General features: G+C 45.6%; 15 protein-coding genes and 2 tRNA genes. 4 read left to right on the forward strand and 13 right to left on the reverse strand.

From position 1 onward, the window contains the following. Positions 1 to 149: 149 nt before the first annotated feature. From IX91_RS20205 to IX91_RS20215, 3 genes are all read right to left on the reverse strand, one after another. Entirely contained in the window at positions 150 to 3,197 is a 3,048-nt protein-coding gene (locus IX91_RS20205) for an AAA family ATPase (RefSeq protein ID WP_004743135.1), read from the reverse strand. 8 nt (positions 3,198 to 3,205) lie between these two features. Beyond that, positions 3,206 to 4,336, reverse strand: coding sequence for an exonuclease SbcCD subunit D (locus IX91_RS20210; RefSeq protein WP_004743134.1), 1,131 nt, complete (start codon positions 4,334 to 4,336; stop codon positions 3,206 to 3,208). Positions 4,337 to 4,440: 104 nt separating this feature from the next. Then, positions 4,441 to 5,523, reverse strand: coding sequence for a ketoacyl-ACP synthase III (locus tag IX91_RS20215; RefSeq protein ID WP_004743133.1), 1,083 nt, complete (start codon positions 5,521 to 5,523; stop codon positions 4,441 to 4,443). A 103-nt stretch (positions 5,524 to 5,626) separates the two neighbouring features. On the opposite strand from IX91_RS20215, the gene trxC reads away from it, so the two are divergent. Together trxC and IX91_RS20225 are read left to right on the forward strand one after the other, a co-directional pair. Continuing rightward, positions 5,627 to 6,061: a thioredoxin TrxC gene (gene trxC / locus IX91_RS20220; protein WP_004743131.1), complete on the forward strand. Its 435-nt coding sequence runs from the start codon at positions 5,627 to 5,629 to the stop codon at positions 6,059 to 6,061. A gap of 197 nt (positions 6,062 to 6,258) precedes the next feature. Further along, a complete protein-coding gene (locus IX91_RS20225) occupies positions 6,259 to 7,419 on the forward strand; it encodes an MFS transporter (RefSeq protein WP_004743130.1) in 1,161 nt (386 codons plus the stop codon). A gap of 24 nt (positions 7,420 to 7,443) precedes the next feature. Here IX91_RS20225 and IX91_RS20230 read toward each other — a convergent pair whose 3' ends face one another. Both IX91_RS20230 and IX91_RS20235 read right to left on the reverse strand, forming a co-directional pair. Next, positions 7,444 to 7,839: a nitrous oxide-stimulated promoter family protein gene (locus IX91_RS20230; protein WP_004743129.1), complete on the reverse strand. Its 396-nt coding sequence runs from the start codon at positions 7,837 to 7,839 to the stop codon at positions 7,444 to 7,446. Between the two features lie 2 nt (positions 7,840 to 7,841). Then, positions 7,842 to 8,360 carry a GNAT family N-acetyltransferase gene (locus tag IX91_RS20235; RefSeq protein WP_004743128.1) on the reverse strand — a complete coding sequence of 173 codons (519 nt, stop codon included), beginning with the start codon at positions 8,358 to 8,360 and terminating at the stop codon, positions 7,842 to 7,844. A 110-nt stretch (positions 8,361 to 8,470) separates the two neighbouring features. Between IX91_RS20235 and IX91_RS20240 the strand changes: the two genes are divergently transcribed. Together IX91_RS20240 and IX91_RS20245 are read left to right on the forward strand one after the other, a co-directional pair. Next, entirely contained in the window at positions 8,471 to 8,908 is a 438-nt protein-coding gene (locus IX91_RS20240; RefSeq protein WP_004743127.1) for a DUF4174 domain-containing protein, read from the forward strand. Between the two features lie 177 nt (positions 8,909 to 9,085). Then, positions 9,086 to 9,748 (forward strand): outer membrane beta-barrel protein, encoded by a 663-nt coding sequence (locus IX91_RS20245; protein WP_004743126.1) that lies wholly within the window; start codon positions 9,086 to 9,088, stop codon positions 9,746 to 9,748. A gap of 116 nt (positions 9,749 to 9,864) precedes the next feature. Here IX91_RS20245 and IX91_RS20250 read toward each other — a convergent pair. The 8 genes from IX91_RS20250 to IX91_RS20285 all read right to left on the reverse strand — a co-directional run bounded on the left by IX91_RS20250 (position 9,865) and on the right by IX91_RS20285 (position 17,218). Continuing rightward, positions 9,865 to 9,938: transfer RNA gene (locus IX91_RS20250), tRNA-Cys, on the reverse strand. A 46-nt stretch (positions 9,939 to 9,984) separates the two neighbouring features. Continuing rightward, a tRNA-Leu gene (locus tag IX91_RS20255) sits at positions 9,985 to 10,071 on the reverse strand. A gap of 182 nt (positions 10,072 to 10,253) precedes the next feature. Beyond that, a complete protein-coding gene (gene nirD, locus IX91_RS20260) occupies positions 10,254 to 10,583 on the reverse strand; it encodes a nitrite reductase small subunit NirD (RefSeq protein ID WP_004743125.1) in 330 nt (109 codons plus the stop codon). After that, the gene (gene nirB / locus IX91_RS20265; protein WP_004743124.1) at positions 10,583 to 13,066 is read right to left on the reverse strand and encodes a nitrite reductase large subunit NirB; all 2,484 of its coding nucleotides are present in this window, start codon (positions 13,064 to 13,066) and stop codon (positions 10,583 to 10,585) included. Before nirB ends, nirD begins: the two co-directional genes overlap by 1 nt. A gap of 12 nt (positions 13,067 to 13,078) precedes the next feature. Continuing rightward, entirely contained in the window at positions 13,079 to 13,951 is an 873-nt protein-coding gene (locus IX91_RS20270) for an ABC transporter ATP-binding protein (protein ID WP_004743123.1), read from the reverse strand. A gap of 12 nt (positions 13,952 to 13,963) precedes the next feature. Next, positions 13,964 to 14,932 carry an ABC transporter permease gene (locus IX91_RS20275; RefSeq protein ID WP_004743122.1) on the reverse strand — a complete coding sequence of 323 codons (969 nt, stop codon included), beginning with the start codon at positions 14,930 to 14,932 and terminating at the stop codon, positions 13,964 to 13,966. Between the two features lie 63 nt (positions 14,933 to 14,995). After that, complete coding sequence (locus IX91_RS20280) at positions 14,996 to 16,369, reverse strand: CmpA/NrtA family ABC transporter substrate-binding protein (RefSeq protein WP_004743121.1); 1,374 nt, start codon at positions 16,367 to 16,369, stop codon at positions 14,996 to 14,998. Between the two features lie 267 nt (positions 16,370 to 16,636). Then, positions 16,637 to 17,218: an ANTAR domain-containing response regulator gene (locus IX91_RS20285; protein ID WP_004743119.1), complete on the reverse strand. Its 582-nt coding sequence runs from the start codon at positions 17,216 to 17,218 to the stop codon at positions 16,637 to 16,639. Positions 17,219 to 17,275 lie beyond the last annotated feature (57 nt).

Genomic DNA, 17,275 nt, shown 5'->3' on the forward strand with positions numbered 1-17,275 from the left:
AAAGCACCTTAAGCCCCCGTTAAAAGAATATATCTGCTAGACAAAAAATTGTTGCCTGCCAACCGTCATCAATTCGATGCTCTTAACATAAATTATTGTTATAGATTGAGCATACGCAACATAGTGAACTATGTATATTTTAGCCTGCTCTATGCATGCATACCAACTAATTGAATACGGCTGCCCAATCGTGAGGCTTCAACATCAATTCTTAAAGGCATTTGCTCTTTAAGTTCAGTAACATGGGAGATTAACCCGATCATACGCCCTGCTTGCTGCAAATCGATCAGTGTTTGGATCGCTAAATCCAACGATTCAGGGTCCAAGCTACCAAACCCTTCATCAATAAACAGAGTGTCAAGCTTAATGCCGCCACTGTATGACTGAACCACATCGGATAGACCCAGCGCTAAAGCAAGTGCCGCCATGAACGACTCTCCACCAGACAAGGTTGCAACATCACGCGTTTTTCCGGTGTAGCCATCTTCAACACTCAAATCGAGTCCGCGACCAGCCGCGCCTTTGAAGCCTTCTGTCTTACGAACCAGTTGATAACGCCCTTTACTCATCATATTTAAGCGTTGGGAGGCTTGAATCAATACATCGTCAAGCAGCACACCGAGAACAAATCTATGTAGACTGACTCTACTGCCCGTTTTACCACTCGCTACGTCATAAAGCGTACCGTAAACTTTGTACTCCGTTTCTAAGCGCTGATTTTTATCATGCAGGCTATTGATATCTTTTTGCACCTTTTCAAGACGCTCAGTCATTGAATGTATTGTATCTAACAAACCTCGACATTCGCGGTATTTTATCTCTGCGCCATCCAGTTCAGTTTGTTTTTTGTCAATATCTGGCTCTTCAATGTCATTTAACTGCTCATTGAGGTCTTTCACAGACTGTTCTAACTGAGTAGCAGTCTGAACATACTCATTAATTTGGGCTTGCCATTGATCATATATTTGCGGCTCTATGCGAGCTTCAAGAAACTGCTGTAGCGAATCTAATACAGAGAGTTCTAGCTGAGACTGCCACTCTTTGCTCGCTTGCTGATTGTGTACTTTTCCATCTTCGAGCAACTGAGTCGTTGAGCTTCTTTCCGTTTCAATAGCAACAAGCGCTAATTTCGCCTGCTTTGCGGATTGTTGAGCTTTTTCTAACGTCTGATTAAGCTGTGTAATGCTCGCTTTTTGAGCGAGGTATTGGCTCTCGACCACATCAACTGAGGTGTATTGTGGATCAATAACTGAGGATACTTTTTCAAGTTGCTGGTTTTGAACACCTATCGCTGAGTCATTTGCAGAAATTAACGATTTCAGTTCATTGATTTTTGCTTCACCATTGGCGCAGCGTTGAGTCAGCTCTTGAACGATCTTTTCCATCTTCTCAAGATCAATCGCCGCTAATACGTCTAACCTCGTCTTCTGCTGGGCTATCTCTTGCTGTAGTTGCTCAACGCTCATAGCAGCACCTTCACCTAACTCGCGTTGTAACTCTTTAATGTGCTTGTCTTGAGCCACTATTGTCGCTTGCCGTTGTTCCAGTGCCGTCGTTTGTCGGTTTAACTCTTCAATCGCACTGCGTTCTTGCTGTCGAGCGGCTTGCACCGACTCTTTAGAAACAGGCTCACCTTGAAACATGGCTAGTGCAGGATGCTCTTGGCTACCACACACAGGACATGGCGAGCCTTTTTCCAGCTTTTGAGCCAAGAATGCAGCTTGCGAGTTGTGCCAACTCAGTTCTTGTTCATCGGCGTATTTTTGCTTTTCAGCAACATCTTTTTTCGCCTTCTCGACTTGTTCTGTAAGTGGTACAAGCATTTGTTGTAGGCGAGCAAGTTCTGTGGTTTGGGCGGCAAGCTTGTTAAGATCATCAAGCAAATGCTGATTACTTAACAGACCGGTTTCTATGCTTGATTTTTCGGTCAGATCTTTGCGCGCTTGTTCGAGTGAACTGGCACCTGATTCGGCCTCTTTTTGCAGTTGCTGTCTAAGCTCATTGTATTGGATGAGCTTTTTATCGTAATCAATTCGAGTGGTGTTTAACGCGTTAATGCTTTTCTCTAGTTCCGATTTCTCAACAAGTTTTGCTTTTACTTGCTCTAATTTGAACAACTCTTCAGTCAGTATTGGGATTTGTTTAGCATTTTCCTCAGCCGTATTAACTCGTTGTTCTTCTTCATGAGATGTTTTTTCTGCCACTAAATGTTGAGCCGTTAGTGCGTCTAGTTTGGTTTCTAGGCCAACCACCTGTTTCGCACTTGACTGCATGCTAGCGTAAGCCACTTCAAGGTGGCTCGCACTCTTAGCCAGCTTTAACTTTGACTCCAGCGCGGTAATCTGCGCTTTGTTTTCCAGATGTGATTGTTGAGCCGCAACTGTCGAAGCGCGCTTATTAAATAACTCATTGAGTGATTTAGCTTTGTTTAGCTCACTCTTTACAATATTGAGAGCCTCTAACTGCTTCGCCTCAACGCTTTTCGCTTGTTCGAGTTCACTACGAGAATGAATCAATCGCTCTTGCAATTCCTGCTCGGTAGACACTTCAGCCACTTGCAATGCACCGCGGATTTGATTGTCGAACTCATCTTTTGCCTTGCTAATCGCACTGGCTTTGTCTTTCAACGCAAATTCGATTTTCTTATACACGTCAGTCTGGAATAGCTGACCAAAAATCGCTTCACGTTCTTTTGATGAAGCGAGCAACAGATCCCTGAACTTGCCCTGAGGCAACACCATCACCTGTCGGAACTGGGTTTCATTTAACCCAAGTAAGTTGGCAACCTCATTTTTAACCTGAGCCGTTTTACTGGTAATTAGGACTTCATCATTGGTAATTTCATACAAGGAGGCGGTATGTTTGCGTGTTGTCAGGCCTTCACCACGTGCTTTCGGGGCTTCTTGCTCAGGCGCGCGGGTAACTCGATACTGTTTCCCGTTTAAGGAGAATTCCAGAGTCACTTCTGTCAATAAATTCGTTGCAGCTTGGTCACAACGCATTTGATTGCCCTGACGCTCATTGCCCGTCGTTTCGCCATACAAGGCAAAGCAAATCGCATCAAGGATTGACGTTTTTCCGGAGCCCGTTGGCCCGTTGATGAGGAAAAGTGGATTAGAGCCTAACTGAGTGAAATCGATTTGCTCTGTTTTAGCAAAAGGGCCGAAAGCCTGCATTGTTAACTTAATTGGTTTCATGATCTGCCCTATTGCTCATTGAGTTGCTTGATGATGTCTGTGATGGCTTTGTCTTGCTCATCACTGAGCTGGCTATCTTGTGCTTCAACAAAGAAATCGCGAAACATATCAACTTCACTGCGAGCCAACTTAGCCGCTGCCATCTGCTGTTCAACGCCCACCAGCATGCCTGGCTTTTCAAGGTGTAATACGTTGGGGTAGACAGCCCTAAGTTTCTCCATAGGATTTAAGATGGCATGTCTGTCTATTAACCGAACCAGTAAATAGTCGTGGCTGTTAGGGTCGGTTTTACCTTGGGCAATGATTTCATCCAACTCCCCTTCGATTATGCGCATTTCGTGGGGAGCAGTGAGCTCGATGTGGGTTGCTGATTTGAAACCCGATTCATCAAGCTCAACTAATGTCATGCCTTTCTTTTGGTGCTGCTCAGAGAAGCTGTATTTCATTAACGAGCCTGAGTAGCGGATGTACTCCTCACCTTTTTTCTGTGGCTGATGAAGATGCCCAAGGGCAACATAATCAAACGGAGTAAAGTGTTCGTGGTTCACGCGGTCCGAGCCACCAATAGACAGTGGCCTTTCTGACTCTGACTCAATCGCGCCATCAACAAAGCAGTGAGAAATCAGCACATTGGTCGCATTAGGGTCAAACGTGGCAGTAATCTCATCACACAGCAGCTTATGCGCATCATCGTGGGTAGATACAGGCTGCTTAAAGTGGTGGCGCACAAGCTCCGGGTCATTGTAAGGCATACCATAAAATCGCACTGTGCCCTTGTCTGTTCTCAGCTCAACCGGTGTCAACATATCTCTAAAGTTAGCGATGATATGAAGCCCTGACTCTGCCATTTGCTGGGAGCCAAAGCCTAAGCGCTCTGCGCCGTCATGATTACCTGGGATTAGAATAATCGGCAGCTTTAACTCTCCGCACACTCGACTTACAAACTGATTCATCAATTCAATGGCTGCGGTGGGAGGCACAGAGCGATCGTAGACATCTCCCGCGATAACCAGAGCATCAACTGGGTTGGATTGAATGTAGTCAATGATCTGTTCGAGAACGACTTTTTGATCATCTAGAAGAGAAACATTGTGAAATTGACGACCGAGGTGCCAGTCAGAAGTGTGGAGGAATTTCATGTAAGCCCAGCGTGTTCCTAGGGTCTGTTGACCTTTTGCGGTTAAATTTGTTCGAGATTAAAAGTCGCACCGAGTGTGCGACTTTTTGTATTTAATTTGAAGAGTTACGGGCGATTTTTGCAGTGCTCGACGGCTTCTTTTATAAGCTCTAATGCCGATTTTTCGCATTCTGGTAGGCATGCATCGCTCTCACCCAGTGGAGTGACTCGCTCGCCCCATTTTAAGTGGCTTGCTCCCCACGTTAATCCCGCACCGAATGCGGCAAGAAGCAGGTTATCACCTGGTTTAACAAAGCCCTGCTCTAAAGACTCACATAAGGCGATAGGCACAGTGGCTGCCGAAGTGTTGCCGTATTTTTGAATGTTTACAAACGCTTTATCTTGGCTAATACCTGATAGATCGCACAAGGTTTGAATAATACGAATGTTCGCTTGATGTGGAATCACAACATCAACATCATCAGTAGACAGCTCACTACGTGCCAACACGTTTTGAGCCGCAGCACCCATGCCTTTTACTGCGCGCTTGAAGATCTCTTTACCAACGAAATTGAAATCCCAATGGCCATTATCAGCAGCAAACCTATCCATACAGGTACCAAACTTAGGTACAGCCAAAATATCGCGCCCTGCTGAATCACAACCAAGCTGCGCGTTTTGTAGGCCAACCTGCTCTTCTGTTCTGGTTAAGACAACCGCACCAGCGCCGTCACCAAACAGGACCGCGGTATCACGCATAGTCCAATCGATAAAGAAAGATAAGCGCTCAGCACCAATTACGATTGCGTTTCTGTAATTGCCTGCTTGTATTAGGCGAGTCGCGGTTTCTAAGCCATAGACAAAGCCTGTACAGGCTGCGTTCAAATCAAATACAGCCGCCGCCGCGATACCTAGGTTTTGCGCAACTTTTGAAGCTGCATTTGGAATCAGTGAGTCTGGTGAGCAAGTGGCAAGAATAATTAAATCAATATCCTCTGCACTTTTTCCAGCGCAAGCGAGTGCATGTTGCGCCGCAACAGTAGCCATATCAGAGGTGTTCACATGGCTAATACGTCGATTTTCAATCCCGGTACGAGTGCGGATCCACTCATCAGAAGTGTCTAGAAAAGTACTTAGGTCTTGATTGGAAAGCGTTGCTGGAGGTAGGCATTTTCCCCAACCAGTAATTTCTGCATAGAAATTTTTCATTTAGAGCCTTTAATTTAGTTATTTGTATCTCTTGGTATAAACAGAGTATAACTAGCAGCGACAGTCACTGTCATCTACTAGAAATAATAACGAGAGAGATATCATGTCCACCTTCAATACACGTTGCCCATCTTGCTCTGGCGTTAACCGTGTGCCGTCGGAACGCATTTCAGAAGCCCCAACTTGTGGAAAATGTAAAACACTACTTTTAGATGGAGCGCCCGTTGAGGGCACTGAAAGCAATTTCGAGGCTATCTTAAATAGCGATACACCAGTTGTAGTCGATTTCTGGGCCCCGTGGTGCAATCCTTGTATAGGGTTTGCTCCAGTTTTTTCTGATGTTGCTGCGGAACGAACAAAAGATGTTCGATTTGTAAAAATTGACACTGAAAGCCAGCAAAATCTCGCTGCCAAATATCAAATTAGAAGCATTCCTACCGTTATGGTCTTCAAAAACGGCAAAAGAGTCGATGTGATAAATGGCGCACTTCCTAAAGGTCAATTTGATCAATGGCTTAATCAAGCACTAGCCAAATAACAGCCTTCTTATTAGTCTAGTTTAGAGCGAGAAAACATTCACATTTTCTCGCTTTTTTCATGAATTTATTTAGCTAACGCAACGATAAATATCCTTTATCGTCATGGTCAAAAGTTTTCGTTTTACCTTTCACCTCTTTAACCCCATAGTCGCGCCGAAATTTGTTCAGTTTTACTACAACTAAAGAGGCCACGACATTGGAAAATACCCTTCAACCTGCTCCAAAAGCTCGCATTTCTGTACCGGTTATAGCGCTTGCTCTTTATGCGGTCGCGTCGGGATATTTGATGAGCTTAATTCCTTTGATGCTTTCTGAGTATAACTTGGACTCATCGCTGGCTAGTTGGCTCGCCAGTGTTTTCTATGCGGGGCTATTGATTGGCGCGGCTGGCGTCGAGCCTTTGGTTAAAACAGTGGGCCACCGGAACGCCTTTGTCTGGTGCTTAATGACGTTTATTGCCACCATTATGGTTTTACCATTGGCCGCCAATGTCACGGTTTGGCTTGTTGCTCGTTTTATTGCGGGTGTTGCTGTCGCAGGCGTGTTTGTCATTGTTGAGTCTTGGTTACTACACGGTGACGAAAGCGCTCGAGCGAGAAGACTTGGGCTGTATATGGGCTCTCTTTACGGTGGTAGCGCAATCGGCCAGTTGGGTATTGGCATTATTGGGATCTCTGGTGGTGTACCATTTATTGCAATCGTCACCTTATTGTTACTTGCTGTAGTCGTACTTGTTTTCGGTGACAGCGACCAACCGGAAAGTGAACATAGCACGCCACTGTCACTAAAGCAGATTAGCAAGTTGAATCATGCCGCGATCATTGGTTGTGTGGTTTCTGGCCTCACTCTCGGCGCGATTTACGGGTTGATGCCAGTTGAACTGCAAAATCGTGGCATTGAACATAGCGATATTGGTGGCCTGATGGCTGTCGTCATACTTGGTGGTATGGCCGTTCAACCAATCGTGCCTTGGCTATCCAAATTCCTTGGGCGTACGTTACTTATGGCTCTGTTCTGTCTACTAGGCGTAGCAGCCATTACGTTCACTTCAATGGTCACCGGGCTTCAAGCTTTAGGAATGGGGCTATTTCTATTGGGTATGGCGACTTTCGCTCTGTATCCAGTCGCGATCAACCTTGGTTGCGACAAACTTGATGCCAACTACATCGTATCTGCGACTCAGGTGATGCTGTTTAGCTACAGCATTGGATCAGTGACAGGTCCTGTTGCGGCGGACGGGTTTATGGCAGGTTCTCAAGGCTTGATGGGCTACCTGTTCGCGGCACTTCTCGCGACTTGTATCTACATGCTAATCGCCAGCATCAAGACTAAACATCAAGCGGTCGCTGGGGAATAACAGCCAACTCGTGTTAAGGGACGCTTATTGCGTCCCCTTTTCTTCGAGCTTTCTCTGGTGTCTGTTTGACGCGCCAGCTTCGGGCTTTTTGGGAACAGGTTTGCGTTCATGTAGTAGATGGCGAATAGCCAAAATCGGATGCGGCAGCAACATTCTTGGTCCAGAATATCTCATGACTTGGCGCATTTGCTCTTTCTGATCTGCTTTATAACAATGAATCGGGCATTGATTACAGGTGGGCTTACTCTGTCCGTAGGGACAACGATCCAATTTAGTTTCAGCATATTCAAGCAAGCTTTGACACTCAACGCACAGCCTATCCTTGCTGCCGTGGTGCGCACGGCAATAAATAAACATCATTGCGCGAACCGTTTTGAATTCGGTCAACAACTCACCACGAAGAATATTTGAAACAGCCATAGTTATTCTCGGCAAAGACTCAGTTGGTACAATAATAAGTCTACTGTATCACTCAACGTATCTTGAACTTTGACATAGGTAAAACCAAGTTTAGATAGTAAGGCTCGGCTTCCCTTATTGTCAGAAGTGGTAATCGCGACCAAATCTTCAATTATATTGGTTTCACACGCGTAGTTGATGACCGCTTTTCCCGCCTCATACCCATAGCCTTTGCCGTATGAGCTTGGCATAAAGCCATAACCGATGTCGTAAGCGTCAAGTTCGGGCCGTTTGATTAAGCCACATACGCCAATCTTTTCACCACTCTCTGTGACTTCCACTAGCAATAGACAAACGCCAAACTCTCTATGCATGCCCAGTATTTTTTCCTCAATGTACACTCTGGCATCGCTTTCACTGCGGATGTTCTTGTCACCAATAAACTGCAAAAAGTCTTCGCTGTTGTAGAGTTCATGAATAAATGGGGCATCTTTAAGTTCAACCATTCTCAGCGTCAAACGCTCAGATTGCAGTGTACGCATGGCAAAATTTCCGTCTATTTTTGTCCGAGGCTTGAGCTTACCACCTACAATTAACGTAGAACATGTGTAACAAGCACATTTTTATAGGCCATCACCGGAGGATTGTCGTTATGCGTGCTGCACTGCTATTCACCGTTGCGCTACTCAACTCAACCATGAGCTGGACCTACCCTTCTTATTCCGCTGAATGGTCACACCGCAGCGTGATCTACTTTGCCCCTACCAATGACGAGCACGTAAAACAGTTTCTGTTAGAAACACTGATTAATGAATGTGAGCTTCAAGACAGAGACCTAATCACTCTAGTGGTCACTGAAGACGGCTTTAGTATGCCTAAATGGGTAAAGCATGAGTTTAACCTCAAAGCACTGTTTAATATGTATGATGTTGAGCCTGGCTCTCACACTGCTGTATTAATTGGTAAAGATGGCGGAGAAAAGCTTCGTTGGGGAAAACATACTGACTGGGAGCATGTGAAACAAACCATCGACGTGATGCCGATGCGACGCTATGAAATGGCGAAGAAAGTTAGCCCTTGTTCTGCATAAAAAAGACTCTCTCCACAACCTCTTATTCTAAAACCTTATTGTTTAATTATGAAAATTAATTAACAGAATATAAAATTTGACACAATTTGTTACGCCACATAAGATTCACGCCCTCAATAGGTGCTTATATAAAATTACAATCGCACCGATCACACATTCATAACTAAGATGTAAATAATGAATTTTAAACTCTCTATTGCTGCTCTTGCACTTCTAAGCGGCTCTTTCGCCGTGTCTGCACAAAACAACTGGTATGTTGGTTTTGATGCTCATTCAAGTAAACTAGACCTAGACTCTGAAGTTTCAGCATTCTCGACAATTAGCTCGGGCGCGAAGAACGCCGATGATAGCGGCGCAGGTCTTTCAATCATGCTTGGACGTAAGGTGAACGAATGGCTGGCTATCGAAGCAAACTTAAGCCACGATTACATCGACCTTCTAGACTATTCAAATTATTACGATATTGGCGGCGGTGCTCAAGGTTACGAATACCAGCTCCATGACGCTAGAATCTATTCGTTCGATCTTGGAGCTAAGATGAGCTATGCCACAGGCTTCGATCTGAACTTATACGCGAAACCCGGGATTGGATACACGCGTACGGAACTAGAACTGAATGGTGGCTCATCACATCCAGACATCAAAGGCGACAAAGATGTGACCAACAATAAAGTTCATTTCAACCTAGAACTCGGTGCTGAATACTTTTTCACAGACTCTTTTTCAGCCAACCTTGCTTACGAGCGCAAGTTCAATGCCGTCGATTTTTCAATCGAAGGATACAAATTTGGAGATATGGACCAAGACCGTATTAAAGGTGGCGTTCGCTACTACTTCTAACGCCTAAAATTGTTGATTGCACGGATAGACCTCGAAAGTAGTGAGGTCTATCTAGACGCGCTCAAATTTCAGATACAAAAAAACCAGCCTAAGCTGGTTACTTTCTCTTAAGAGAATGGAGGCGCGTCCCGGAGTCGAACCGAGGTCCACGGATTTGCAATCCGCTGCATAGCCACTCTGCCAACGCGCCTCAAATTGTGCTTTTTTACCTAACTAGCTTTAGCCAGAAAAGTAGATGGTGCCCCGGGCCGGACTTGAACCGGCACAGCGCGAACGCCGAGGGATTTTAAATCCCTTGTGTCTACCAATTCCACCACCAGGGCAACGCTAAAAGCGATGGTACACCACCATTCCCACAAGCAACGTCGCGAGAACGAGGTGTACTTTAACGGAATAAATTTTCCGGTCAATCAATTAATTTCTATTTTTGTTCAAATGGTTAAAAAGAACACCGCATCGACCAACATACCGTCAATACGGTGGTTTTATCAGCGCGATGGTTTTATTAAAGTGATAATGTTACAACGCCCTGCTCTACTTCTACCGGGTAAACCGTTAACTTTATTGTTGGCTCTTCCACACACACGCCACTACTGAGATTGAAGTGCTGTTTGTAGAGTGGAGAAGCAACACATAACTCACCATTAATATCCCCAACTATTCCTCGACAAAGCACATAGGCCTTACCAATTGGGTCCCAATTCTGGATAGCGAAAACACCTTGGTTCGGAATATAGAACACTGCGACCTGTTCACCGTCTATCAGAGCGCCTCGACCTTGGTAAGGTGAAAGATCCGATAGTCTGCATATGTTTAGTTTCTCAGCGACTTCCATTACACTTCCTCCTTCACTGGAATGCGTTGCCCGCGTACTCTTTGATAAGGAAGTACTTGGCTAGCTTCTTCTGCATTAATAAACGGTTTGAACTTAACCAGTTTGTCACTGTTTTCGAGCGTGCTCTTCCATTCACATTGGTAGGTATCAACAACATGTTGCATCTGAGCTTCAAGCGAATCAGCAATACTCAGTGAGTCTTCAATCACCACTTGTTTTAAGTAGTCTAAGCCACCTTCTAGATTTTCCATCCATACCGAGGTTCTTTGTAAACGATCCGCCGTTCGAACGTAGAACATCAAGACACGATCAATTAACGCGACCAGTTCTGCTTTAGACAGGTCAGAGGCAATTAGGTCAGCATGTCTTGGCCTCATGCCTCCGTTACCACACACATAAAGATTCCAGCCGTTCTCAGTGGCGATGACGCCAATATCTTTACTTTGTGCTTCAGCACATTCACGGGTACACCCGGATACTGCGAACTTGATTTTGTGCGGTGCGCGCAGCCCTTTGTAACGATTTTCCAATTCGATTGCTAAGCCAACCGAGTCATCGACGCCATAGCGACACCAAGTCGAACCAACGCAGGATTTAACCGTTCTCAGTGACTTACCATACGCGTGGCCGGTCTCAAATCCCGCATCAATTAGCGCTTGCCAGATATCCGGTAGCTGTTCGACTTGCGCACCAAACAAATCAACACGCTGACCACCGGTTATCTTGGTGTATAAGTCGTACTTCTTCGCCACTTCACCTAATGCGATCAATTTGTCAGGCGTAATTTCTCCCCCTGCTACTCTAGGGACAACCGAGTAAGATCCATCTTTTTGCAGGTTTGCCATAAAGGCGTCGTTAGAGTCTTGCAGCGAACTGTGTTGCGGCTCCATGATGTGCTCATTCCATAACGAGGCAAACACTGATGCAGCGGTGGGTTTACAAAGATCACAGCCGTAACCTTTACCGTGTTTCTCGATTAGGGTATCAAAGTCTTTAATCTCTTCGACTTGGCAAATATGGAATAGCTCTTGGCGCGACAACTCAAAATGCTCACAGATATGATTGTTGACCTCGACGCCCATCGCAGTCAGCTCAGCATCTAAGACACTTTTCACCATGTTGCTACAGCCGCCACAACCTGTGCCCGCTTTGGTTTTTGCCTTGAGGGTGTCAAGATCATGAGCGCCAGCCTGTATTGCATTAACCAGATCACCTTTACTCACGTTGTGACACGAACAAATAATTGCGGTATCTGCCATTTCGCCATTAAGCATTCCCGTGTCAAAAAGTAGGTTTGCCGCATGGTCAGCAAGGGTCGTTTTATTTAGATAGCATTGCAGTAAAGCGTCATAGTCTGAGTTATCCCCAACAAGAATGGCGCCTAGTAGCTTGGTTCCGCTCTCATCAACCACGAGTTTTTTATACACACCAGCAACCGCATCTTGCAGTACCATCTCCTGCGCGCCATCCGTCGCTTTATGCGCATCACCAATCGAAGCGACATCGACACCGAGTAGCTTCAACTTGGTGCTCATATCTGCACCGGTGAAGCCTGCGTTTTCACGACCAACGAGCTTATCGGCTACAACGCGAGCCATGGTATAACCCGGAGCCACCAATCCAAATATCTTCTCTTGCCAAAGCGCACATTCTCCAATAGCAAAAATGCTCTCATCACTAGTTCGGCATTGATCATCAATGACAATGCCGCCGCGCTCACCAATATTGATACCCGCCTGCCTAGCCAGTGCGTCTTGCGGTCGAATACCAGCGGAGAAGACAATGACGTCTACTTCGAGAGGATCAGCGTCTTTAAACACCATCCGATGTGTTGCACCTTCGCCATCACAGATTTTCTCGGTTGCCGTAGAAGTGTGAACCGTTAATCCTAGCTCTTCTATCTTCTCTTTTAGAACTAAGCCCGCACCATCATCAAGTTGAACAGGCATCAAACGCGGCGCGAATTCCACGACGTGGGTTTCCACCCCCAGCAGTTTCAAGGCGTTTGCAGCTTCTAAGCCGAGTAATCCACCACCAATTACAGCACCAGTCTTCGCGCCCTGACACGCTGTTTTTATTTCAGAAAGATCATCTAACGTTCGATAAACAAAGATATTGTCTCTATCGTGACCTTCAATAGGCGGTACGAATGGATAAGAACCTGTTGCGAGCACGAGCTGATCGTATCCTATGACACTGTCCTCATCTAAAACCAAGCGTTTGTTGTCCCGTTCGATTTTGGTTACTTGGCTGCCTAGCATCAACTCTATGCCATGTTTGCTGTACCACTCTTCACTGCTTAACATCAGATCTTGATGGCTGTTGCCAGAAAATAGCGATGAGAGTTGAACTCGGTCATAGGCGATGAAACGCTCTTCACCAATCACCGTAATGCGCTTTTCAAGGTGAGCACCTCGTTCAACAAGCTGAGCAACAAGGTGATGCCCAACCATACCGTTACCGACGATTACTACATGTTCCATTGTCTGACTCCTTTATGCCGTCTTAGCGGGTACTTCGAGCTCTTTCTGCTCGGCACTTTTAGGTTGAGTACTTGGTTTAGACTGCTTTTCATACAAGAAACGCAGCACTGACTGACGGTATTTCTGATACTGCGGGTCATCAGCAAGCGCAACACGGTTACGTGGGCGGGGCAAATCTATCTCTAACACTTCACCAATGGTTGCCGCAGGGCCATTAGTCATCATCACGATCTTGTCTGAAAGCAGTACCGCTTCATCCACATCATGGGTAATCATAATCACGGTATTGTTCAGCTCGGCTTGGATTTTCATCAGTGAGTCTTGCAGATGAGCACGAGTCAGTGCATCAAGCGCGCCAAAGGGTTCATCCATCAAAAGGACTTTTGGCTGAAGTGCAAGCGCGCGGGCAATGCCGACTCGCTGCTTCATACCGCCTGAGATTTCATCAGGCTTTTTATCCGCAGCGTGAGACATTTGAATCAAGTCGAGATAATGTTCGACCTGCTCTTTGATCCACTGTTTAGAACTTTGTTCAGAAGTGGTGTTTTGAGACAGCTGGCCCTGTGCAATCTGCTTTACTGCCAGCTCTACATTTTGATAAACCGTTAACCAAGGCAATAACGAATGATTTTGAAACACGACAGCGCGCTCTGGCCCTGGTCCACTGACCTCACGACCATCAACAATCACTCCGCCATCCGTAGGCAGGTGGAGACCCGCCACTAGATTAAGTACTGTCGATTTTCCGCAACCTGAGTGTCCAATCAGAGAAATAAACTCGCCTTTATTAATCTGAAGATTGACGTTTTTTAAGGCGATAAATTCGCCATTCGGGGTTGGGAACCTCATCCCCAACTGAGTTAAATCGAGTAGTGCTTTAGACATAGGAAACTCCTTTTATCGCAATGCCTGTTGCTTATTCCAAGACAACCATTTCTGTAGTTGCAACATGCCTCGGTCTAGCAGTAAACCAATGAAACCAATCGTGATGACAGCGACCATAATGCGCCCCAATGAAGCCGAGCTGCCATTCTGGAACTCATCCCAAACAAACTTTCCTAGTCCCGGGTTTTGCGCCAGCATCTCTGCGGCGATGAGTACCATCCATGCGATACCGAGCGATAAGCGCAATCCGGTAAAGATCATCGGAATCGCAGATGGAAGTACGATGACTCTGATATGTTGCCACCAAGATAACTGCAGCACTTTGCTGACATTGATAAGATCTTTATCCACGCTAGTGACGCCGACGGCCGTATTAATCAGTGTTGGCCACAAACTACACAGGGCAACTGTCAGCAATGAGTTGACAAACGATTTTGCGAACATTGGGTCATCACTGACGTAAGTTGCACTCACCACCATAGTGACTATCGGGAGCCACGCCAGTGGAGAGACAGGTTTAAGCAATTGAATAATGGGGTTAAATGCCTGATAAGCACCTTGGTTTAAGCCAAGGACAATACCTAGCGGTATAGCAATCAAAGTAGCCAATATAAATCCACTGGCGACCGTTATGAGGCTAGTCACTATTTGATCAAAGAATGTGGGCTTCCCCGTGTAAGGTCTAATCTTGACCTTAGCATCAGGATTTTTTGCTAGCTTTGCAGCATTACGTTTTTCTTGTCGCTCGATAAAGGCGACTTCTTTTTTTCTTTCATCCCAATGCTCTACCACTAAGTTACTGAATTGCTGGTAGGTTTGAGCCGGACCAGGAAGTGTTCCTAGTGAAGTTTCTACCTGACGTGCACTTAAATGCCACATCATCAAGAACATCAAGATTCCAATCACAGGTAACAAAAAAGCTTTGCTCTTGTTCGCCACCAACTGCTTACTCGGAATAAGTGAGATTACATTGCTCGACATAACAACTCCTATACATCCTTGTTATTGTTTTGTCGGAGGGGACTCGCCCCTCCTCAATTTGTTTTAAACTTTGTCTTTGCCTTTCAGACCGATTGAGAACTTCTCTAGATACGCATTAGGCGAGCGGCCGTCATAGACGATGTTGTCGATAAAATGTGTTTGCGGAGCGCGGAAACCATCTTCAGTGGCAAAATCTGGGAAGTCTTTGCTGTTGAGTACCCCGTCTTCAATCAGCGCTTGTGCAGCTTGTTGGTAGATATCTGGGCGATAAACCTCTTTCGCGACATCCATATACCAATCATCAGATTTTTCTTCAGGAATTTGTCCCCAGCGGCGCATTTGGGTCAGATACCAAATCGCATCGCTGTAATAAGGGTAAGTGGCGTTGTGGCGGAAGAATACATTGAAATCTGGCACTTCTCGGACATTGCCTTTTTCGTACTCAAAAGTACCTGTCATCGAGTTCGCTATCACTTCGAAATCTGCGCCAACATATTCGCTTTTTGCTAACAGTTTGACTGCTTCAACTCGGTTGGCGTTGTTGTTCTCATCCAACCAATGAGCAGCTCGGATAAGCGCTTTCACCACACGAATGTGTGTGTTGGGGTATTTTTCTGCCCACGATTTGGAGACGCCAAAAACTTTCTCAGGGTTGTTTTTCCAGATCTCATAGTCGGTCACAACTGGCGCGCCAATACCTTTAAACACTGCCTGCTGATTCCAAGGTTCACCAACGCAGTAACCTTCAATCGTACCGGCTTCCATCGTCGCAGGCATTTGTGGTGGTGGAGTTACACTAAGCAGTACGTCTGCGTTGAGTTGCCCACTGTTATCACCTGACTTGGGCGCGTAGTAACCTGGGTGTATACCACCCGCAGCAAGCCAATAACGCAGTTCATAGTTGTGAGTAGAGACAGGAAACACCATTCCCATGTTGAACGGTTTACCTTTATCAAGATAACTCTCGACAACAGGTTTAAGTGCGTCTGCCTTAATTGGGTGAACTAACTTTCCATCTGCCTCGGTCGGAATATTGGGTTTCATCTGCTGCCATGTTTTGTTTGAAACCGTAATCGCATTACCGTTGAGATCCATACTGAATGCGGTAATCACTTCCGCTTGGGTGCCAATGCCAATTGTTGCGCCTAACGGTTGCCCTGACAGCATGTGTGCGCCATCAAGCTCACCGTCAATCACTCTATCGAGCAAGACTTTCCAGTTCGCTTGCGCTTCTAACGTCACGTACAAGCCTTCGTCTTCGAAATAACCTTTCTCATAGGCAACAGCGAGTGGCGCCATATCGGTAAGTTTAATAAAGCCAAATTTAAGGTCTTCGAGTTCCGGCTCACCCAACTCGGCCAAGGTGCTAGGCACATAAAAGGTGGTGGTTAACGCTGCACCCACCAGAGTACGCTTGATTGCTGACTTCCATTTCATAACTTTTCTCCAATAAAAAAGGCGCTACGCCTCCGAAGAGTCGTAGCGCCATTGCATCCTTGTCGATTACCGCCGTTGATAATGTAAGGTTACGATTGAACAGATTGTTTCTAATCTAAGTATTCCAAGTTGCGTGCCAACTTATTTAACACTTTATATTCAATAACTTATCCTTTCCCCTTTTCAATCTTACCTTCAGTTTGCTTAGTAATAGTGCACTTCGCACCAATGCGGAATTTTTCTTATAATCCCAAAGTGGTAGTTGAGCTATTTTAGCGCCTCTAAAGTTTGCAGTAGATTTTTCGCTACTTGCGCCAAGGTTTGACTCGATTGCATCGCTGATTTTCTCATCGCTTTGTAAGCCGCATCTTCATCGACTTGGTGCATTTTCATCAGTAGCCCTTTTGCTCGCTCGATGATCTTTCTTTCTTCTAATCGCAGCTCAAGCTGTTCGATTTCATCTTCAAGAGCAACCACTGAACGGCGAATCTGGCACGCATTAGCTATCCAAGGAGTCAAACAAAATTCGGTATCTGCCGGAACGAGGACATAATCCATTCTTTCCGGTAAGCGACTGATATCATTAGAGTCGAGTTGCTTCAACACCACCAAGAGTGGATGCTTTCTAACACGGCATTCTTCAATAACCACGCGCAGTTCAGCACTAGGTTGCAACCAACCCACAACGACATAAGCGTTGGGTTCTCGGTCCAACATTTGTTCAAACTGATTAAGTTGGCAACTGATGATATTGTCAAACTCTTGAGCGAGCAGCGTCGATAATCGTGCCAATTCTTCAACACGATCACTGCAAATAATGAGTGGATTTTTGGAGAGATTTTTGTGCATGAACATTCCTTGTTTTGCTCTCTATCTAAAACAGACATAACAAGGAATGTGCCAATT

This window comes from Vibrio tubiashii ATCC 19109 (assembly GCF_000772105.1).
Lineage (GTDB): Bacteria > Pseudomonadota > Gammaproteobacteria > Enterobacterales > Vibrionaceae > Vibrio > Vibrio tubiashii.